Source organism: Undibacterium sp. Ji50W, assembly GCF_049340445.1.
Classification (GTDB): Bacteria; Pseudomonadota; Gammaproteobacteria; order Burkholderiales; family Burkholderiaceae_D; genus Undibacterium.
Genome location: NZ_JBMPOX010000001.1, coordinates 1142426 through 1158902, shown reverse-complemented (window position 1 = coordinate 1158902; position 16477 = coordinate 1142426). Strand labels below are relative to the sequence as shown.

Below are 16477 nucleotides of genomic sequence, written 5' to 3'. Positions count from 1 at the left end.
CTACGGCTGGGCTTCAGTGCCGGTGACAGAGATAGCCTGGTCCAAGCCTATGATGCTATTGTTTAACTTTGTCTCTTGTTGAGCAATTCCCGCCGTACTTTATGAAAAATAACACGCTTTCCTCTTTGTTGGCCCTGCATGTAGCGGTATTCCTTTTCGGTGCGGCGGGGGTAGTGGGCAAGCTGTTGGCAACGGGGGCGCTGTTGCTGGTGTTTGGTCGTACCTTGTTTGCTGCGCTGAGTTTGTTGCCACTGCTGGCCTTGCAGGGACAATTGAATTTTCGTGATATTCCCAAGACTGTGATTCTGTGCGGGGTATTGCTGGCCATGCACTGGCTGACTTTTTTCGCCTCTTTGAATTTTGCGCCGGTTGCTTTTGGTCTCATGGGCTTTGCCAGTTTCCCTCTATTTGTCGCCTTGCTTGAACCCTGGTTTTTTAAAGAAACCAGGCGCGCATCAGACGCCTGGGCTGCGGTACTGGTGGTGACAGGCATGGTGGTGATGGTCAGTGATGCATCCTGGAATGGAGGCGCGGTCATAGCGCTGGCGCTGGGCATTTTGTCGGGCCTTAGTTTTGCATTTCTGGCGATGGCGAATCGCTGGCAGGGAGGGCAGATTCCTGCATTCAAACTGGCATTCCTGCAAAACGGTGTGGCTGCACTGGTGCTTTTGCCGTGGGTACTGGGTTCAGGTGTAATGTCTGACGTTGCACCACAGACCTGGTATGGACTGGTGTTGCTGGGTGTTGTTTTTACTGCCTTGTCACATGGATTGTTCATGTTCAGCCTGCGCCGCTTGTCTACCAGTTTCGCCAGTCTCATGACTTCGCTGGAGCCTGTTTACGGAATGTTGCTGGCTTACTTTTTTCTCAATGAAACGCCGGGCATACGTGAATTGATTGGTGCCCTCATCGTGCTTGTTGCGACTGGGTATGCCAGTTATCAACATGGGCAGCATGGGCAACGCTCAACAGACTGACCTCTGCCTGTCTTCGTCAGTGCATATTATTTCCTGGTTTTGCGGCGATTTTTTATTGCTTCCGGTATTGTTGGAGAAAATAGATAAAATGATCTAGACAAATTAATCTAGACCATATATTCTACATTCACATCAACAGCCGCCGCCAGCACGCCATGAGCAAAAATACCTCACGCAAACCTACCGCCGCAGAACTCGACTTACTGCGCCTGATCTGGCAAACCGGGCCGGCGACGGTCAAGGAAGTGCATCAGGCTGCCATCAAGGACCGGCCAGAATTAAGCTATGCAACGGTTTTGCGCCTGATGCAGGTCATGCATACCAAAGGCTTGCTCAACAGGGATGAAGAGCAGCGCTCACACATCTATGCGGCAGCCCAGGCCCAGGATTCCTTGCAGACCAATCTCTTGAAGGATTTGATATACAAGGCGTTTTCCGGTTCGGCAAAAGACCTGGTCATGGCCGCTTTGCGCGGACACGTCAGCAAGGAAGAACGGGCCGAGATACAGAAATTGCTGAATGAGGAAAAGAAATGAGCCAATTTCTTCCATCCTTCATCAACGCTCTGGGTTGGGCTTTGCTGCACTTTGTGCGGCAAGGCCTGTTGATTGCCTTGTTCCTGGCTTTGCTGTTGAAGTGCATCGGCCCTGCTCAGACAAGGGCTCGCTATGTCGCCAGTTATATGGCATTGCTGACCTGTATGGTGCTTCCAGTCAGAGAGTTTTGCTCGCGCCTGGGCGTCAGCTATTCCAGTATGGAAGCAGGGGGAATGAGCGATTTGCCGATTCGTCTTGGTTTGAATCAGTCAAGTTGGATGAATGTATCAGCCTGGCTGGAAATGCATCTGAGTGACATTGTAATAGCCTGGCTGATATGCGTTGCCTTACTGGCTGTGCGCATGGGTGCCGGTCTGCTATGGATAGGCAGGTATGCCAGTTCCCGGCGCAGCAAGCCAGACCTGTGGTGGCAGGCACGCATCGATCAACTGAGCCAACAATTCCAGATCCATGGCAAGGTAGTGCTGCGTGTCGTGGATGATCTGAATACACCTTTGGCCGTGGGTATTTTTCGCCCGATGATCTTGCTGCCGGGCGCCATGCTGAGCGGCATGCCGGTCGAGCTACTGGAAATGCTGGTGGCACATGAAATGGCCCATATAAAGCGTCATGATTATTTACTGAACCTGGTTCAGTCCACGATAGAGATGCTGCTGTTTTACCACCCGGCAGTATGGTGGATATCTAGGCAGATCCGTCATGACAGAGAAGAAATTGCGGACGATCTTGCCGCAAGAGTCACAGGCGAACCGCGGCGTCTTGCTCTTGCACTTTCTGAATTGGCCAACTTCCAATTCACAAGCCCTCAACTAGCCCAGGCGGCACATGGAGGAAATCTTATGTCTCGTATTAAACGTCTTGTCAAACCTGAAGTAAGCACCATCAACTGGAAGGCCGCGGTTGCCATTCTGGGAATTACCACCAGCTGCCTGGCCATGTATGCGCAGGTAAATACACCAGTGGCAGCAACTGCTGTAAAGAAGCAGGTGATTGAAAGCACTGGAGTTGCAAATGAAAAAAACGGAGATAAAAGTCCAATTGTCGATTTCAATCAATGCAAGCCTGAATATCCTAAATCTTCTCTGCAACGTGAAGAAGTCGGTGTCACCTATGTATCTGCATTGGTTGCTACCAGTGGACAGATAATAAAGGCCAAAGTTGACCGGTCGACGGGATTTCCAGATTTGGATAATGCTGTCATTGACGCGCTTGAAAATTGCCATGTCAAGGCGGTTCCGGGGCAGGTGAATGGGAAAAAATCCAATCTTTGGGTGAAAGTAAAGTATGTCTGGAAATTGCAGTAAGTATCAGGTTTTGCTGGTGGCAACGAGTTTGTCACCAGCTTTTCGTTCAAGGCTGCAAAAACAATAATCAATAAATATGAAGCTTCGCCATTTCAGATTTTTTCTCCTCGCATTGATTTCCATCGGTGCAGAAGCAGGCACATTACCTGCCTATCCCTTTATCCACGTCAACGGCAGCGCCACGATCACTTTGCCAGCCGATGTTGCCGAGATGGATTTTGAACTGACTTCTTTTGAAGCCAGTGCCGATGAAACGCTGGCACAGTTAAATACTCAATCCAATGAAGTACTCGAATTTTTGTTGAGCAATCACATTGCTTCAACTGATATTGAGGCGCATGACACCAGGAAATTGGTCAGCGCGAATGAAATGCAGGCAAATGAGCCGCGTCTGCAACGTCACCGCCTGATCAGGACCTTCCATATCTATGTCAAAAATCTGGAGCCATGGAATGCAATCACGCAATACCTGTGGTCCAGACCTTATTTGGGTAATTTTTCAGTTCGGTTTGGACGTACGGACTACGTGCAGATTGAACATCAACTGACAGCCAAAGCGGCAGAAAATGCGCGGGACAGGGCGAAGGAACTGGCTGCCGGTTTCTCTGTCAAACTGGTGGGGCCAACGGCGGTTTCAGAACAGGCTTTGAGCCGGATAGACAGTGAGCTTGGGCTGGATGGGGCCAGACTGGTACAAACGAATTCCAGTGCGGGTGACAAACCTACCATGACTGATCTGTCTTTGCCCGGCGCATTGATGTACAAAAAATCCGTCAATGTGATTTTCCGTACCCGGTGATGCCAGGTTGAGGTAGTTGTGCGCAATTCGTGAGGCTATAGAATTGCGCACAGGTTTCTAGCAAGTTTTGATTGCCTAAGAACGGGTAATCGGCAAACCCAGGTCTTCATTCAAACTGATGTGCTTTGCCAGCTCCAGTTTGGCAATCGCATTTCTGTGTACTTCATCTGGACCGTCTGCCAAGCGTAAAGTACGGTTGCCAGCCCATTGTGCAGCCAGCGGAAAATCGCCGGAAACGCCACCCGCACCGTGGGCCTGTATGGCCCAGTCCAGCACCTGCTGGGTGACATTCGGTGCCAAGACCTTGATCATGGCAATTTCTGCCTGTGCATGCTTGTTGCCGACGGTATCCATCATATAGGCAGCCTTCAGGGTCAGCAGGCGCGCTGTATCGATTTGTATGCGTGATTCGGCAATGCGTTCACGCCAGATGCTTTGTTCAGAAATTTTCTTGCCAAAGGCAGTGCGGCTGTTCAGGCGCTTGCACATCAATTCCAACGCACGTTCAGCCACGCCTATGGCGCGCATGCAGTGATGGATGCGGCCTGGGCCAAGGCGACCTTGTGCAATTTCAAAACCACGGCCTTCACCCAGAAGGATATTCGATGCCGGCACGCGCACGTTTTCAAACAGGATTTCGCAATGGCCATGTGGCGCATCATCGTAACCAAAGACGGGAAGAGGGCGGACCACGTTGATGCCCGGGGTTTTTGCATCGACCAGTATCATCGATTGTTGTGAATGGCGGGCAGCATTGAAGTCAGTCTTGCCCATCAGGATGTACACGGCACAACGCGGGTCACCAGCACCAGATATCCACCATTTGTGGCCATTGATGACATAGTCATCGCCATCGCGGTCGATACGGGTTTCGATATTGGTGGCGTCTGATGATGCAACACCAGGTTCAGTCATGGCAAAGGCAGAACGGATTTCACCACGCAACAGTGGTTCCAGCCATTGTTTTTTGTGTTCTTCGCTGCCATAGCGTTCTATGGTTTCCATATTGCCGGTGTCGGGGGCGGAACAGTTGAATACCTCTGGTGCCCAGCCAACACGGCCCATGATTTCGCACAATGGGGCGTAATCCAGGTTTGACAGGCCTTCTGGGGCACGTACCGATTTTGGCAGGAATAAATTCCACAAACCTTGCGCACGTGCTTTCGGTTTTAAACCTTCTATGATCTGGGTGGCGATCCAGCGATTACCTTTTTCCAGGCCATTGCGGTCTATTTCTTCCTTGTAGGCTTTTTCATTCGGATAGATATGTTCATTCATGAAGCGCAAGAGTCGGCCTTGCAAGTCTTTACAGCGATCTGAGTATTCGAATTCCATGTTGTCTCCAATGATATTGTTCGTTTTGCGCTACTGTGGACCTGAAAGAATTTACCGTCTGAATTTATTAGGACTTACGCAAAACTGCCCCAGCTGTGTTGCAGCTCCTCTCCTAGGAGCCGCGTACTAAAGTACTGTCTTCGTCGCTACGCCTTGCTGGGACAATTTTTCGTAAGTCCTATAATTGTTTTTTAGCGTAACTCCAGCCCAGTTCCGCCATGGGGCGTGCTGCTTCGCCAGATTTTTTTGCCTGGGCACTGGATGCCGTGCCATCGACATAGCGCTTCATGATGCCTTGCAAAATCCCCGCCATGCGGAACAGGTTATAGGCCAGATAGAAATTGAAATCTTCCTCGCGTATGGTCTTGCCAGTGCGTTCGCAATATTTGGCGATGTATTCCTGCTCATTAGGGATGCCCATGCCCTTGTGATCAAGACCGGCAATGCCGCGGAACTGGCCAGGTGTCACATGCCAGCTCATGCAGTGATAAGAAAAATCAGCCAGTGGATGACCTAGTGTCGACAGTTCCCAATCCAGTATTGCCATGATGCGTGGTTCGGTCGGGTGGAACATCATATTGTCGAGGCGGTAATCACCATGCACGATACTGGTGTCGTCACCAGGCGGAATATTATGCGGCAGCCATTCTATGAGTTTGTCCATGGCTTCGATTTTTTCAGTCTCGGAAGCGCGATACTGCTTGGTCCAGCGGTCTATCTGGCGAGCAAAATAATTGCCAGGCTTGCCGTAATCGGCCAAACCTATGGCCGCATAGTCTATGGTATGCAATTGGGCGATAACGCGGTTCATTTCATCGTAGATATCTGCCCGTTGCGCAGGCGTCATGCCGGGCAGGGATTGATCCCACAGCACACGGCCATCAACAAATTCCATGATGTAAAACGCGCGACCTATGACATCTTCATCGGTGCACAGCGCATATTGGCGTGCAGCCGGAAAGCCTGTCTTGTTCAAGGCATTCATGACCTTGAATTCACGTTCTATGGCATGGGCAGAAGGCAGCAGTTTGGCGACAGGTCCAGGTTTGGCACGCATCACATAGCGCTGGTCGCCAGCACTGAGTTTGAAAGTGGGGTTGGACTGGCCACCCTTGAATTGCTCAACCACCAGCTTGTCTGCCAGCGAGGCATCGAAACCCTCAACATGCTGGCGCATATAGTCTGCCAGCGCTGCCACATCAAATTTCTGACGCTCGGCCACCGGCATGGTGCCCATGAATTCTTCAAACATCGGTGTCTCCCAATTGTTTCAGTTTTAGTATGATCTTACGCCTGGCGCAGGTGAATGTGCTGGATGGGCTAAAACTATTCTAACTCAAATAATAGAACGTTCGTACTATTTATTGTGAGGTTATGGTATTTGGTCATTTTTTCAATGACTGTATTGATGATGGTTAGTGGACTGTGGCAGTTGAAAGCAAGGAGTTTGTCATTGAGAATTGCTATCTGGAATAATTATCTCGACTAGCTCTTAGTGGAAGTTGGGACAGTTGCGTAGCGATTGGCCTGTTTCAGAGATTTAATTTTTCAAGTAAGTACTTGCGTTAAGAAGAGGCGTTTCAATACTCCCTCCCCTTGAAAGGGAGGGGATTTTTCAATGTAATTCCTGCCAGACTAAGCCATAAAACAAACTATATTGTTCAAAGCAGATTCAACACCCCATCCAGCCCCACAAAATTCAAGGCGATATCTGCCTGTGCCCGCACTACGGGTTTAGCCCTGAATGCGACTGACAGGCCGGAAATTTTCATCATCTTCAAATCATTTGCACCATCACCCATGACGATGGCCTGGCTGGTGGAAATACCCAGGTCAGCACAGACGCGTTCGACGGTTCTTTGTTTTTCATCCGCATCAACGATGGTACCGACGACTTTGCCGGTCAGTTTGTCATCCTGGATTTCAAGTACATTGGAGTGGGTGTAGTCGAGGTTCAGGCGTGATTTCATGCGGTCGGTAAAGAAGGTGAAGCCGCCGGATACCAGCAAAGTCTTGAGGCCGGCTTGCTGTATGGTCTTCAGCATCTGGTCTGCACCCAGGGACAGTTGCAGGCGTTCGTCATACACGCGTTGCAGGGCAGCGGCATCGAGGCCTTTGAGCAAGGCGACGCGACGGGTCAGGCTTTCCTGGAATTCCAGTTCACCGCGCATGGCGGCTTCGGTGATTTCGGCAACTTGCGGTTTCAGGCCCTGCATGTCGGCTATTTCATCAATGCATTCTATGGTGATCAGGGTCGAATCCATATCCATGGCGACCAGTTTGAAATCAGCCAGAGCAAGTTGCCTGTCCAGAGCCGTGACATCCAGTTGGGCGGCGAAGCAGCGTTCGCGTATTGTAGTCAAGGTCTGTGCATCACATTCTGCATTATCCAGACGCACTGCCTGAGCATTCAGTTGGTCCAGTTTTGCTTTGGTCTGGCTGGCGATGTCCTGAATGAGTGCAGTGTTATTGCTGAGCGTGTTGTTCAAGCCTTGTATGGTCAAATGCATGGTCGTCTCTTATATTCAGTAAATTTAATGCAGCGCTTTGATGGTGGCCTTGATCTGGGCTACGCGGCTGGCCAGGTCGGGCATGGCGGCTGTGATGCGCAACTTGTCTTGCCCATTGAGCTTGATGTGCTTGTTTTTTTGTACCAGTTCTATGATGCGCATGCCATCTATCGGTGGCTTGGGTTCAAACTGCAGGGTCGCGGCTTCGCTATGGGCGTCGATCTTGATGATGCCCAGCGGTTTGGCGGCGACGCGCAGTCTATGCGTTTCCAGCAGGGACTTCACGGGTTCGGGCAGCTTGCCAAAGCGGTCTATCATTTCTTCCTGCATGTCATCAATGCCGTTGGCGCTGTTGCAATTGGCCAGGCGTTTGTAGATGGACAGGCGTTCATGCACATCGCCACAGAATTCATTTGGCAGCAGGGCAGGTATGTGCAGGTTGATTTCTGTCGTGCTTGACAATGGTGCGGCCAGATCAGGTTCCTTGCCATTCTTCAGTGAGCGTACTGCTTCACTCAGCATGTCGGAATACATCTGGAAACCAATTTCATGCATTTCGCCAGACTGGTTATCACCCAGCACTTCACCGGCACCACGAATTTCCAGATCGTGCATGGCCAGGTAAAAACCGCTGCCCAGTTCTTCCATTTGCTGGATGGCTTCAAGCCGACGATTCGCCTGTTTGGTCAGGCTTTGCACATCATGTACCAGCAAATAGGCATAGGCCTGGTGGTGGGAGCGACCTACGCGGCCACGCAATTGATGCAACTGCGCCAGGCCGAATTTGTCGGCCCTGTGCATGATGATGGTATTAGCGGTTGGTACGTCGATACCGGTTTCAATAATCGTGGTACACAGCAAGATATTATGGCGCTGGGCCACAAAGTCACGCATGACTTTTTCCAGGTCGCGCTCATGCATCTGACCATGTGCCACGATCACGCGCGCTTCTGGCAGCAGGGCTTCCAGCATGGCCTTGCGGTTTTCTATGGTCTCAACTTCATTGTGCAGGAAATACACCTGGCCGCCGCGTTTCAGTTCACGCAGACAGGCTTCGCGGATGACTGAATCATCTTCACCGCGTACAAAGGTTTTGATCGCCAGTCGTTTTTGCGGCGCAGTGGCGATGATGGAAAAGTCACGCAAACCTTCCAGCGCCATACCCAGGGTACGTGGTATCGGTGTTGCTGTCAGCGTCAACACATCGACTTCGGCACGCAGGGCCTTCAGGGCTTCTTTCTGGCGCACGCCAAAACGATGTTCTTCGTCGATGATGACCAAGCCAAGGCGAGAGAATTTGACATCAGCGGACAGCAATTTATGCGTGCCAATGACGATGTCGATGGTGCCGTCGCCCATGCCTTTCATCGCCAGGCTGATTTCTTTGCCGGAGCGGAAGCGCGATAGTTCAGCAATCTTCACCGGCCAGTTGGCAAAGCGGTCGGCAAAGGTTTGGGCATGCTGTTCGGCCAGCAAGGTGGTGGGTGCCAGGATGGCGACTTGCTTACCACCCATGACGGCAACAAAGGCAGCACGCAAGGCCACTTCCGTCTTGCCAAAACCGACATCGCCGCAGATCAGCCTGTCCATGGGCTTGCCGGACGTCATGTCGCCAATCACGGCGGTGATGGCGGCTGCCTGGTCTGGTGTTTCATCAAAGCCAAAGCTGTCGGCAAAGGCTTCATAATCGCGTGCAGAATATTCAAAGGCGTGGCCCTGGCGCGCGGCACGGCGGGCATACAGGTTCAGCAATTCGGCGGCGGTATCGCGGATTTGCTGTGCGGCTTTTTTCTTGGCCTTTTCCCACTGGCCTGAACCCAGGCTGTGCAAGGGTGCGTCATCTGGCGAAGCGCCGGAATAGCGCGAAATCACATGCAGTTGCGATACCGGCACATACAGCTTGGTGTCTTTTGCGTATTCCAGATGCAGGAATTCGGTCTCGCCTTCGCCCAGATCCATGCTGATCAGGCCCATATAGCGGCCTATGCCATGGTTGCTGTGGACCACAGGGTCACCGATTTTCAACTCTGACAGGTCGCGCACCATGTGCTCGACCTGGGTAACGGCTTCCTGTTTTTTGCGGCCTATGCGTTTGCCATTGCCGGCATACAACTCGGCTTCGGTAATGAAGCCCAGGCCATCTGCCAGCACAAAACCGGCGTGCAGCGGGGCCACACCCAGCATCAGTTTGGCGTCTGCCGTGGCAAAGTCGGTATAGCCTTCGCACAGGCTCAGGCGGATATCGTATTCAGTGAAATACTGTTGCAAGGTTTCACGCCGGCCCAGGGTTTCGGCGCAAATCATCACGCGTTTATCTGTTTGCAGCAGGAAAGAACGCAAGTTCACCAATGGATCGTCAGCACGGCGATTGACGGCGATATCCGGTAAAAAGCTGGATACTTCCGAGGCGGCAGCTGCCTTGTCTGTTTCGGCGATGGTCCAGCGTGCCAGCGGTTTCAGGGCGGCAAAGAAGTCTTCGTCGCGCAAAAATACGGTTTCTGGTACCAGTACCGGACGTTCGCGGTCAGACTTTAAAAACTGGTAGCGCGAGCGGGTATCGTTCCAGAAGCGTTTGATGGCATCGTCAATATCGCCGATCAGTGCAAAATGCGGGGCTTCGGGCAGGTAGTCAAACAGGGTGGCGGTTTGTTCGAAAAACAGCGGCAGATAATATTCTATACCGGCTGAAGGTATGCCATTGCCTATGTCCTTGTAGATGGACGAACGCGAAGGGTCGCCTTCAAAGGTTTCACGCCAGCGGCTGCGGAAGGCTGCCCGCGCCGGTTCATCCATGGGGAATTCACGTCCCGGCAACAGGCGTACTTCCGGTACCGGGTACAGCGAACGCTGGGTGTCGGCATCAAAAGTGCGTATGGTTTCTATGGTGTCGCCAAACAGGTCGAGACGGTAGGGCAGGGGCGAACCCATGGGGAACAGGTCGATCAGGCCGCCGCGCACTGAATATTCACCCGGCGACATGACCTGGTTGACATGGCTGTAACCGGCCAGCGTCAATTGTGTTTTCAGCCTGGCTTCATCAAGGCGGTCCCCTTTTTTGAAAAAGAAGGTGTAGGCTGCCAGGAAAGACGGTGGTGCCATGCGCAGCAGGGCTGTAGTCGCCGGTGCCAGCAAGACATCACAATTGCCATTCTGGATTTCATGCAGGCTGGCCAGGCGTTCTGATACCAGGTCCTGATGCGGTGAAAACGCATCATAGGGCAGGGTTTCCCAGTCTGGTAGCAAATGGCAACGCAGTTCTGCATTAAACCAGGGGATTTCATCCAGCAGGCGCTGGGCATCTCCCGGATTGGCAACAAAAATGGTCAGCATGCGCTTTTCCAGCTTGAGCGCGGTGGCGGCTTGCGCCAATGCATACGCATCGGAAGAGCCGTGCAGATAAGGAAGTGCCAGCCTGTGGCCGGGTTTGGCTAAAGATTTGCTGAAATCAAATGACATTGCGGCTATATGCGGCTATACGAAAGGATGCCGTAAAACGTATTACGGAACAGGATACGCGGTTAAAATGAGCGCCTCATTATAAACGAAGGGGCTCTTTGATATCAGAGAGCACAAATCTGGATTGTATGGTCGCGGAAATTACATCACAGGATGAACCACGCTATTTTGCACTGATTCCGGCTGCAGGAGTAGGATCTCGCATGGGGGCGGCTACTCCCAAGCAGTATTTGCAACTGGGTGCTAAGACTATTTTGCAACATACGGTCGACGCTTTTTTAAATTTTGTGCCAGTACAGCATACTTTTGTCGTGGTCAGCGCTGGTGACAGTTATGTCGATACGCATCTGCAAACCGCAGAGAAACTGAGCGTACTGCGCTGTGGTGGCGATACACGCAGGGATACGGTACGTAATGGCCTGCGCCAGATGGCATTGCAACTGGCTGGTCAATTGACGGCGGGTGACTGGGTGCTGGTGCATGATGCCGCCAGGCCGGGCTTGAATCAGCACTTGCTGCACCATTTGCTGGACAGCCTGGATCGGCACCCCGTTGGCGGCTTGCTGGCCTTGCCGGTGGTGGACACGGTTAAACAGGTGCTTGATGGCAGGGTGAAGACCGTGTCGCGCGACGGCATGTGGCTGGCGCAGACGCCGCAAATGTTTCGCTATCAACTGCTGTGCGATGCCCTGGATCAGGCTGAACAGGTGACGGATGAAGCCAGCGCCATCGAGGCCGCAGGCCATGTGCCGGCACTGGTAGAGGGGCATCCCTGCAATGCGAAACTGACGCGGCCGGGCGATCTGGCCCTGATTGCCAGATTGATGGGTATTCCATTTGAAGAGGGAAAGATTGATGCAAAATAAGATGCTGCCCTTCAGAATCGGGCAAGGTTATGACTGTCATGCGTTGGTCCCGGGGCGCAAACTGATCATCGGTGGCGTGGAGATTGCGCACCATACCGGCTTGCTGGGGCATTCTGATGCCGATGTGTTGCTGCACGCGATTACTGATGCCTTGTTTGGGGCAGTGGCACTCGGTGATATAGGCAGGCATTTTCCAGATACGGATACGCGCTTTGCCGGTGCCAATTCACGGGTGTTATTGCGTGAAGCCGTTAGCCGGATTCATGCGGCTGGCTATCAGGTCGGTAATCTGGATGCCACCATCATTGCCCAGGCACCGAAAATGGCGCCGCATATTGCGGCCATGGTGGCGAATATTGCCGGGGATTTGCAGGTGGATGTGAATCAGGTCAACATCAAGGCCAAGACCAATGAGCGGCTCGGTTATCTGGGGCGCGAAGAGGGGATCGCTGCCGAAGCGGTAGTGCTGGTTTTTCCCATGGCAAGCGCCTAAACTGGATGTAGTATTTAAAAACAATGGAGGAGATGCAGTATGAAAAGCGAACACCTGAAGGACTTGTTGACCCAGTTACATCAAGAATTGGCGGGTGCCGGGCCGGTTGATGAAGAGTTGAAATCTTTGCTGGAAACACTGAGTACTGATATCCAGCAGGTATTGACGACATCGAAACATGACGATCCTGTTTTTGCAGCACTCAGCGAACGCTCACAAGCCTTGTCGGCAAAATTTGCGGCCCAGCACCCCAAACTGGAACCTGCTTTGCGTGAGCTGGGTACCATGCTGGAGAAAATCGGTGTGTAGAAAGACTTTGTAGCAAGCCTCGTTTCAGCTATTCCACACAAAACCGCCGTCATGGCGGTTTTGCATTTTCTGTGCCCGATAAGCTGGTCTCCAGTTTCGGTTTTCCATTTTTTGACGTGCTCAGCAAGAATTTCATGAACATCCTATAATTTCAGTAACTTGTGAAAATTCAGAAAATTCAGAAAATTGGAAAGCTTGAATATGGAAACGCTAAGTCCGCTGACGCAAAGATTTATCCTGCACTTTGGGGAAATGGGGAGCCGTTGGGGTATTAATCGCACTGTGGGGCAGATATATGCCTTGCTTTATGTGCAAGGCCAGCCGCTGAATGCAGATGATATCGCCGAAGCGTTGAGTTTTTCTCGCTCGAATGTGAGTATGGGCTTAAAAGAATTGCAAGCCTGGCGTCTGGTGAAGTTATTGCACAAGCCGGGTGACAGACGCGAGTATTTTGAACCGCCAAAAGATATCTGGGACATTTTCAAGGCTTTGCTGGAAGAGCGCCGGCGACGTGAGATAGAGCCAACCCTGTCCATGCTGCGCGATGCCCTGCTGGAAAACCCTGCCAGTGAAGCCGACAAGCTGGCACAGGAACGCATGCGCGAAATGTATCAACTGATTGAATTGTCGACTTCCTGGTTTGATGACGTGCAGCGGCTTTCACCCGAAACCCTGGCTTCACTGATGAAAATGGGCTCCAAAGTGAAGACCATACTGGATATTCGCGATAAATTTCGCTTCGGTGGCAGTGCCACAGGCGAAGCGGATGAAGATGCCGCTCCGGCATCAGAAAAGAGGGCATGATGAATGACTCCTCCCCCTTCTTCTTCTTCTTCTTCCTCAGGCGGCCCGGCCGCGTGAACATCCTGCAACTCGGGACATTGCCCTTGTGGGCGGAAATTTTGCTGGCTATCCTGATCAAGCTGATTGTATTGAGTGCCTTGTGGTATGCCTTTTTCTCTCATCCGCAAACCAGCCATATGCGTTTGCCGACACAAAAGATGGAGCAACACCTGCTGGCGTCAGCAGACCGTGCGTTTGCTGACCATCTGGCCGGATCAGCACCGGCAAAGGCAGAAGCTGTAGCGAATGACAAAACTCCACCTGCATTGAAAGACCGCCATGGCACCGATTGAAGAAGTCGTTAACCTGTCGCGCCTGCAATTTGCGGCGACGGCAATGTATCACTTTCTGTTTGTACCCCTGACCTTGGGTTTGTCGTGGATCCTGGTCATCATGGAATCGGTGTATGTGATGACAGGGCGCGAAATCTATAAGGATATGACGCGCTTCTGGGGCAAGCTGTTTGCCATCAATTTTGCCATGGGCGTCACCACCGGCATCACCCTGGAATTTCAGTTCGGTACCAACTGGTCTTATTATTCGCATTATGTCGGCGATATCTTTGGTACACCGTTGGCGATTGAGGGCATGATGGCGTTTTTCCTGGAATCCAGCTTTGTCGGGCTGATGTTTTTTGGCTGGAACCGCTTGTCCAGACCCGCCCATCTGGGGGTGACTTTCCTGGTGGCGCTGGGCTCGAATCTGTCGGCCTTGTGGATCTTGATTGCCAATGGCTGGATGAATAATCCAGTCGGCGCTGACTTCAATTTTGAAACCATGCGTATGGAGCTGCTCAGTCTGAAGGAAGTATTTTTCAACCCTGTTGCCCAGGTCAAGTTTGTACATACCGTGGCCGCCGGGTATGTGGCGGCATCGATGTTTGTGCTGGGGGTTTCGGCCTATTATCTGTTGAAGGCTAGGGATACGGCATTTGCCATCCGCTCTTTCGCGATTGCCTCGGCCTTTGGCCTGGCGTCTACCTTGTCTGTGATTGTATTGGGGGATGAATCAGGTTACACCGCAGGTGAGGTCAACAAGGTCAAACTGGCGACCATAGAAGCCGAATGGGATACTGTACCGGCACCAGCGCCATTCACCGTGATAGGTTTGCCCAACGACAAGGAAGAACGCACCGACTACGCCATCAAGATTCCTTACCTGATGGGGTTGATTGCCACCCGTTCTACCGATACCCAGGTGACGGGCATCAAGGACCTGAAGCAGGAAAACCGTGTCCGCATCGTCAATGGCATGAAGGCCTATGCAGCGCTCATGCGTTTGAAATCGGGCGATAAATCGCCAGCCGCAAGGGCAGAATTTGAAAGCCTGAAGAAAGACCTGGGCTATGGACTGTTGCTGAAAAAATATACGGCCAATGTCGTCGATGCCACGCCTGCGCAAATCGACAAGGCCAGCCATGATTCGATTCCCAAGGTGGCACCCATGTTCCTTGGTTTCCGGTTGATGGTGGGTTTGGGGGTACTGTTTTTGTTCACCTTTGCCACTTCATTTTATTTTTTGATACGCCGTCGCCTGTCGAAACACAGATGGTTACTGAAGCTGGCTCTGTACAGCATCCCCTTGCCCTGGGTGGCGATAGAAACTGGCTGGATCGTTGCGGAATATGGTCGCCAACCCTGGACTATCTCTGGCGTGCTGCCGACGCATCTATCGGCATCGACCTTGCAGGTGAATGACTTGTATTTCAGTCTGGCCGGTTTCATGGGTTTTTATACCATACTGCTGGTGCTGGAATTATTCCTGATGTTCAAATACGCGCGATTGGGGCCGAGTGCCCTGCATACCGGCAAATACCATTTTGAGGCAGGCACTGAGCCGGTGCTCAATCAAACTGCAAAGGCATAGGGGCGCATCATGTTTGACTATGAAACATTAAAGCTGATCTGGTGGGCCTTTGTCGGTGTGCTGATCATTGGTTTTGCATTGACGGACGGTTTTGATTTTGGTGTCGGCATGCTGCTGCCGTTTGTCGCCAGGACCGATATGGAAAGACGCATCGTCATCAATTCCATAGGACCCACCTGGGAAGGTAACCAGACCTGGTTTATTGCCGCCGGCGGGGCCCTGTTTGCTGCCTGGCCGCTGGCTTATGCGGCGGCTTTTTCCGGGTTTTATGTGGCCTTGATGCTGCTGTTGTTCTCACTGTTTTTCCGGCCTGTAGGTTTTGATTATCGCAGCAAGGTGCAGGATACGCGCTGGCGTAACGCCTGGGACTGGGCGCTGTTTGTCGGTGGCTTTGTTCCACCCCTGATATTTGGGGTGGCTTTTGGCAACCTGCTGCTGGGTGTACCTTTTCATTATGACGACAGCATGCGGCTGGAATATCTGGGTGGCATCATCGGCTTGCTGAACCCCTTTGGCTTGCTGGCAGGGGCGATCAGTGTTTGCATGCTGCTCATGCATGGCGCGGCTTTTTTGCGCACCAAGGCTGAGGGGATAGTCCGGGAAAGAGCCAGGAAAGCCTTGCTGATCGCCGCCATCCTGACTTTTACCCTGTTCGCGCTGGCTGGGGTGTGGGTGGCGACCGGCATGGATGGCTATCGCATCGTTAGTATGCCGGACGTGAATACCTCTTTCATGCCAACCATGAAGGTGGCCGAGAAAGCCGCGGGTGCCTGGCTGGACAATTTCCGCCATGCGCCGGTGTTGTGGTGCTTGCCACTGGCAGGTTTGCTGGCCAGCATTGCCAGTCCGCTGTTTGCCTGGAGGAACAGGGATGTGGCTGCTTTCATCAGTAGCGGGCTGGCGGTGGCCATGATTATTTTGACGGCTGGGGTATCCATGTTCCCGTTTGTCATGCCTTCATCACTGGACCCATCCAGCAGCCTGACTGCCTGGGATGTCGTGGCCAGCCACAAGAGCCTGGGAGTCATGTTTTGGGTGGTAGTGATTTTCCTGCCGATTATCGTGATGTATACGGCCTGGATATACAGGGTATTGCGTGGTCGGGTGGATGAAGCGCATATCAAGGCGAATGAACATTCTGCATACTGATGCATGAAAGGAT

The 16477-nt window shown here is 52.2% G+C and carries 15 protein-coding genes; 11 read left to right on the top strand and 4 right to left on the bottom strand.

Annotated features, from left to right (window positions below):
- Positions 1–101: 101 nt before the first annotated feature.
- The 4 genes from ACO0K9_RS04950 to ACO0K9_RS04935 all read left to right on the top strand — a co-directional run bounded on the left by ACO0K9_RS04950 (position 102) and on the right by ACO0K9_RS04935 (position 3637).
- On the top strand, positions 102–977 hold the full coding sequence (locus ACO0K9_RS04950) for a DMT family transporter (RefSeq protein WP_422982334.1): 876 nt from the start codon (positions 102–104) through the stop codon (positions 975–977).
- Positions 978–1132: 155 nt separating this feature from the next.
- Positions 1133–1513 (top strand): BlaI/MecI/CopY family transcriptional regulator, encoded by a 381-nt coding sequence (locus ACO0K9_RS04945; protein WP_422982332.1) that lies wholly within the window; start codon positions 1133–1135, stop codon positions 1511–1513.
- Positions 1514–1659: 146 nt separating this feature from the next.
- The gene (locus ACO0K9_RS04940) at positions 1660–2838 is read left to right on the top strand and encodes a M56 family metallopeptidase (protein WP_422982330.1); all 1179 of its coding nucleotides are present in this window, start codon (positions 1660–1662) and stop codon (positions 2836–2838) included.
- A gap of 76 nt (positions 2839–2914) precedes the next feature.
- Positions 2915–3637: an SIMPL domain-containing protein gene (locus ACO0K9_RS04935; RefSeq protein WP_422982328.1), complete on the top strand. Its 723-nt coding sequence runs from the start codon at positions 2915–2917 to the stop codon at positions 3635–3637.
- A gap of 75 nt (positions 3638–3712) precedes the next feature.
- Here the strand turns inward: ACO0K9_RS04935 and ACO0K9_RS04930 are convergent, their stop codons facing one another.
- The 4 genes from ACO0K9_RS04930 to mfd form a co-directional block, all read right to left on the bottom strand.
- Entirely contained in the window at positions 3713–4972 is a 1260-nt protein-coding gene (locus tag ACO0K9_RS04930) for an acyl-CoA dehydrogenase family protein (protein WP_422982326.1), read from the bottom strand.
- A 178-nt stretch (positions 4973–5150) separates the two neighbouring features.
- The gene (locus tag ACO0K9_RS04925; RefSeq protein ID WP_422982324.1) at positions 5151–6224 is read right to left on the bottom strand and encodes a phosphotransferase; all 1074 of its coding nucleotides are present in this window, start codon (positions 6222–6224) and stop codon (positions 5151–5153) included.
- 409 nt (positions 6225–6633) lie between these two features.
- Positions 6634–7482: a phosphoserine phosphatase SerB gene (serB, locus tag ACO0K9_RS04920; RefSeq protein ID WP_422982322.1), complete on the bottom strand. Its 849-nt coding sequence runs from the start codon at positions 7480–7482 to the stop codon at positions 6634–6636.
- 24 nt (positions 7483–7506) lie between these two features.
- Positions 7507–10938, bottom strand: a complete 3432-nt coding sequence (mfd, locus tag ACO0K9_RS04915) for a transcription-repair coupling factor (protein ID WP_422982320.1) — start codon at positions 10936–10938, stop codon at positions 7507–7509.
- Between the two features lie 128 nt (positions 10939–11066).
- On the opposite strand from mfd, the gene ispD reads away from it, so the two are divergent.
- From ispD to cydB, 7 genes are all read left to right on the top strand, one after another.
- Positions 11067–11804, top strand: coding sequence for a 2-C-methyl-D-erythritol 4-phosphate cytidylyltransferase (gene ispD, locus ACO0K9_RS04910; RefSeq protein ID WP_422982318.1), 738 nt, complete (start codon positions 11067–11069; stop codon positions 11802–11804).
- Positions 11794–12297 carry a 2-C-methyl-D-erythritol 2,4-cyclodiphosphate synthase gene (ispF, locus tag ACO0K9_RS04905; RefSeq protein ID WP_422982316.1) on the top strand — a complete coding sequence of 168 codons (504 nt, stop codon included), beginning with the start codon at positions 11794–11796 and terminating at the stop codon, positions 12295–12297. Before ispD ends, ispF begins: the two co-directional genes overlap by 11 nt.
- A gap of 39 nt (positions 12298–12336) precedes the next feature.
- Entirely contained in the window at positions 12337–12606 is a 270-nt protein-coding gene (locus tag ACO0K9_RS04900; protein WP_422982314.1) for a DUF4404 family protein, read from the top strand.
- Between the two features lie 201 nt (positions 12607–12807).
- Positions 12808–13410 carry a GbsR/MarR family transcriptional regulator gene (locus ACO0K9_RS04895; RefSeq protein WP_422982312.1) on the top strand — a complete coding sequence of 201 codons (603 nt, stop codon included), beginning with the start codon at positions 12808–12810 and terminating at the stop codon, positions 13408–13410.
- Positions 13410–13742 carry a cytochrome oxidase putative small subunit CydP gene (gene cydP, locus ACO0K9_RS04890; protein ID WP_422982310.1) on the top strand — a complete coding sequence of 111 codons (333 nt, stop codon included), beginning with the start codon at positions 13410–13412 and terminating at the stop codon, positions 13740–13742. The genes ACO0K9_RS04895 and cydP overlap by 1 nt, the downstream gene beginning before the upstream one ends.
- Entirely contained in the window at positions 13729–15315 is a 1587-nt protein-coding gene (locus ACO0K9_RS04885; RefSeq protein WP_422982308.1) for a cytochrome ubiquinol oxidase subunit I, read from the top strand. Before cydP ends, ACO0K9_RS04885 begins: the two co-directional genes overlap by 14 nt.
- Before the next feature lie 9 nt (positions 15316–15324).
- Complete coding sequence (gene cydB / locus ACO0K9_RS04880) at positions 15325–16464, top strand: cytochrome d ubiquinol oxidase subunit II (protein ID WP_422982306.1); 1140 nt, start codon at positions 15325–15327, stop codon at positions 16462–16464.
- Positions 16465–16477 lie beyond the last annotated feature (13 nt).

Bases quoted from the DNA above. Each gene is read 5' to 3' on its own strand.
- ACO0K9_RS04950 (WP_422982334.1), top strand. From the start codon at position 102: ATGAAAAATAACACGCTTTCCTCTTTGTTGGCCCTGCATGTAGCGGTA.
- ACO0K9_RS04945 (WP_422982332.1), top strand. From the start codon at position 1,133: ATGAGCAAAAATACCTCACGCAAACCTACCGCCGCAGAACTCGACTTA.
- ACO0K9_RS04940 (WP_422982330.1), top strand. From the start codon at position 1,660: ATGGCATTGCTGACCTGTATGGTGCTTCCAGTCAGAGAGTTTTGCTCG.
- ACO0K9_RS04935 (WP_422982328.1), top strand. From the start codon at position 2,915: ATGAAGCTTCGCCATTTCAGATTTTTTCTCCTCGCATTGATTTCCATC.
- ACO0K9_RS04930 (WP_422982326.1), bottom strand. From the start codon at position 4,972: ATGGAATTCGAATACTCAGATCGCTGTAAAGACTTGCAAGGCCGACTC.
- ACO0K9_RS04925 (WP_422982324.1), bottom strand. From the start codon at position 6,224: ATGTTTGAAGAATTCATGGGCACCATGCCGGTGGCCGAGCGTCAGAAA.
- serB (WP_422982322.1), bottom strand. From the start codon at position 7,482: ATGCATTTGACCATACAAGGCTTGAACAACACGCTCAGCAATAACACT.
- mfd (WP_422982320.1), bottom strand. From the start codon at position 10,938: ATGTCATTTGATTTCAGCAAATCTTTAGCCAAACCCGGCCACAGGCTG.
- ispD (WP_422982318.1), top strand. From the start codon at position 11,067: ATGGTCGCGGAAATTACATCACAGGATGAACCACGCTATTTTGCACTG.
- ispF (WP_422982316.1), top strand. From the start codon at position 11,794: ATGCAAAATAAGATGCTGCCCTTCAGAATCGGGCAAGGTTATGACTGT.
- ACO0K9_RS04900 (WP_422982314.1), top strand. From the start codon at position 12,337: ATGAAAAGCGAACACCTGAAGGACTTGTTGACCCAGTTACATCAAGAA.
- ACO0K9_RS04895 (WP_422982312.1), top strand. From the start codon at position 12,808: ATGGAAACGCTAAGTCCGCTGACGCAAAGATTTATCCTGCACTTTGGG.
- cydP (WP_422982310.1), top strand. From the start codon at position 13,410: ATGAATGACTCCTCCCCCTTCTTCTTCTTCTTCTTCCTCAGGCGGCCC.
- ACO0K9_RS04885 (WP_422982308.1), top strand. From the start codon at position 13,729: ATGGCACCGATTGAAGAAGTCGTTAACCTGTCGCGCCTGCAATTTGCG.
- cydB (WP_422982306.1), top strand. From the start codon at position 15,325: ATGTTTGACTATGAAACATTAAAGCTGATCTGGTGGGCCTTTGTCGGT.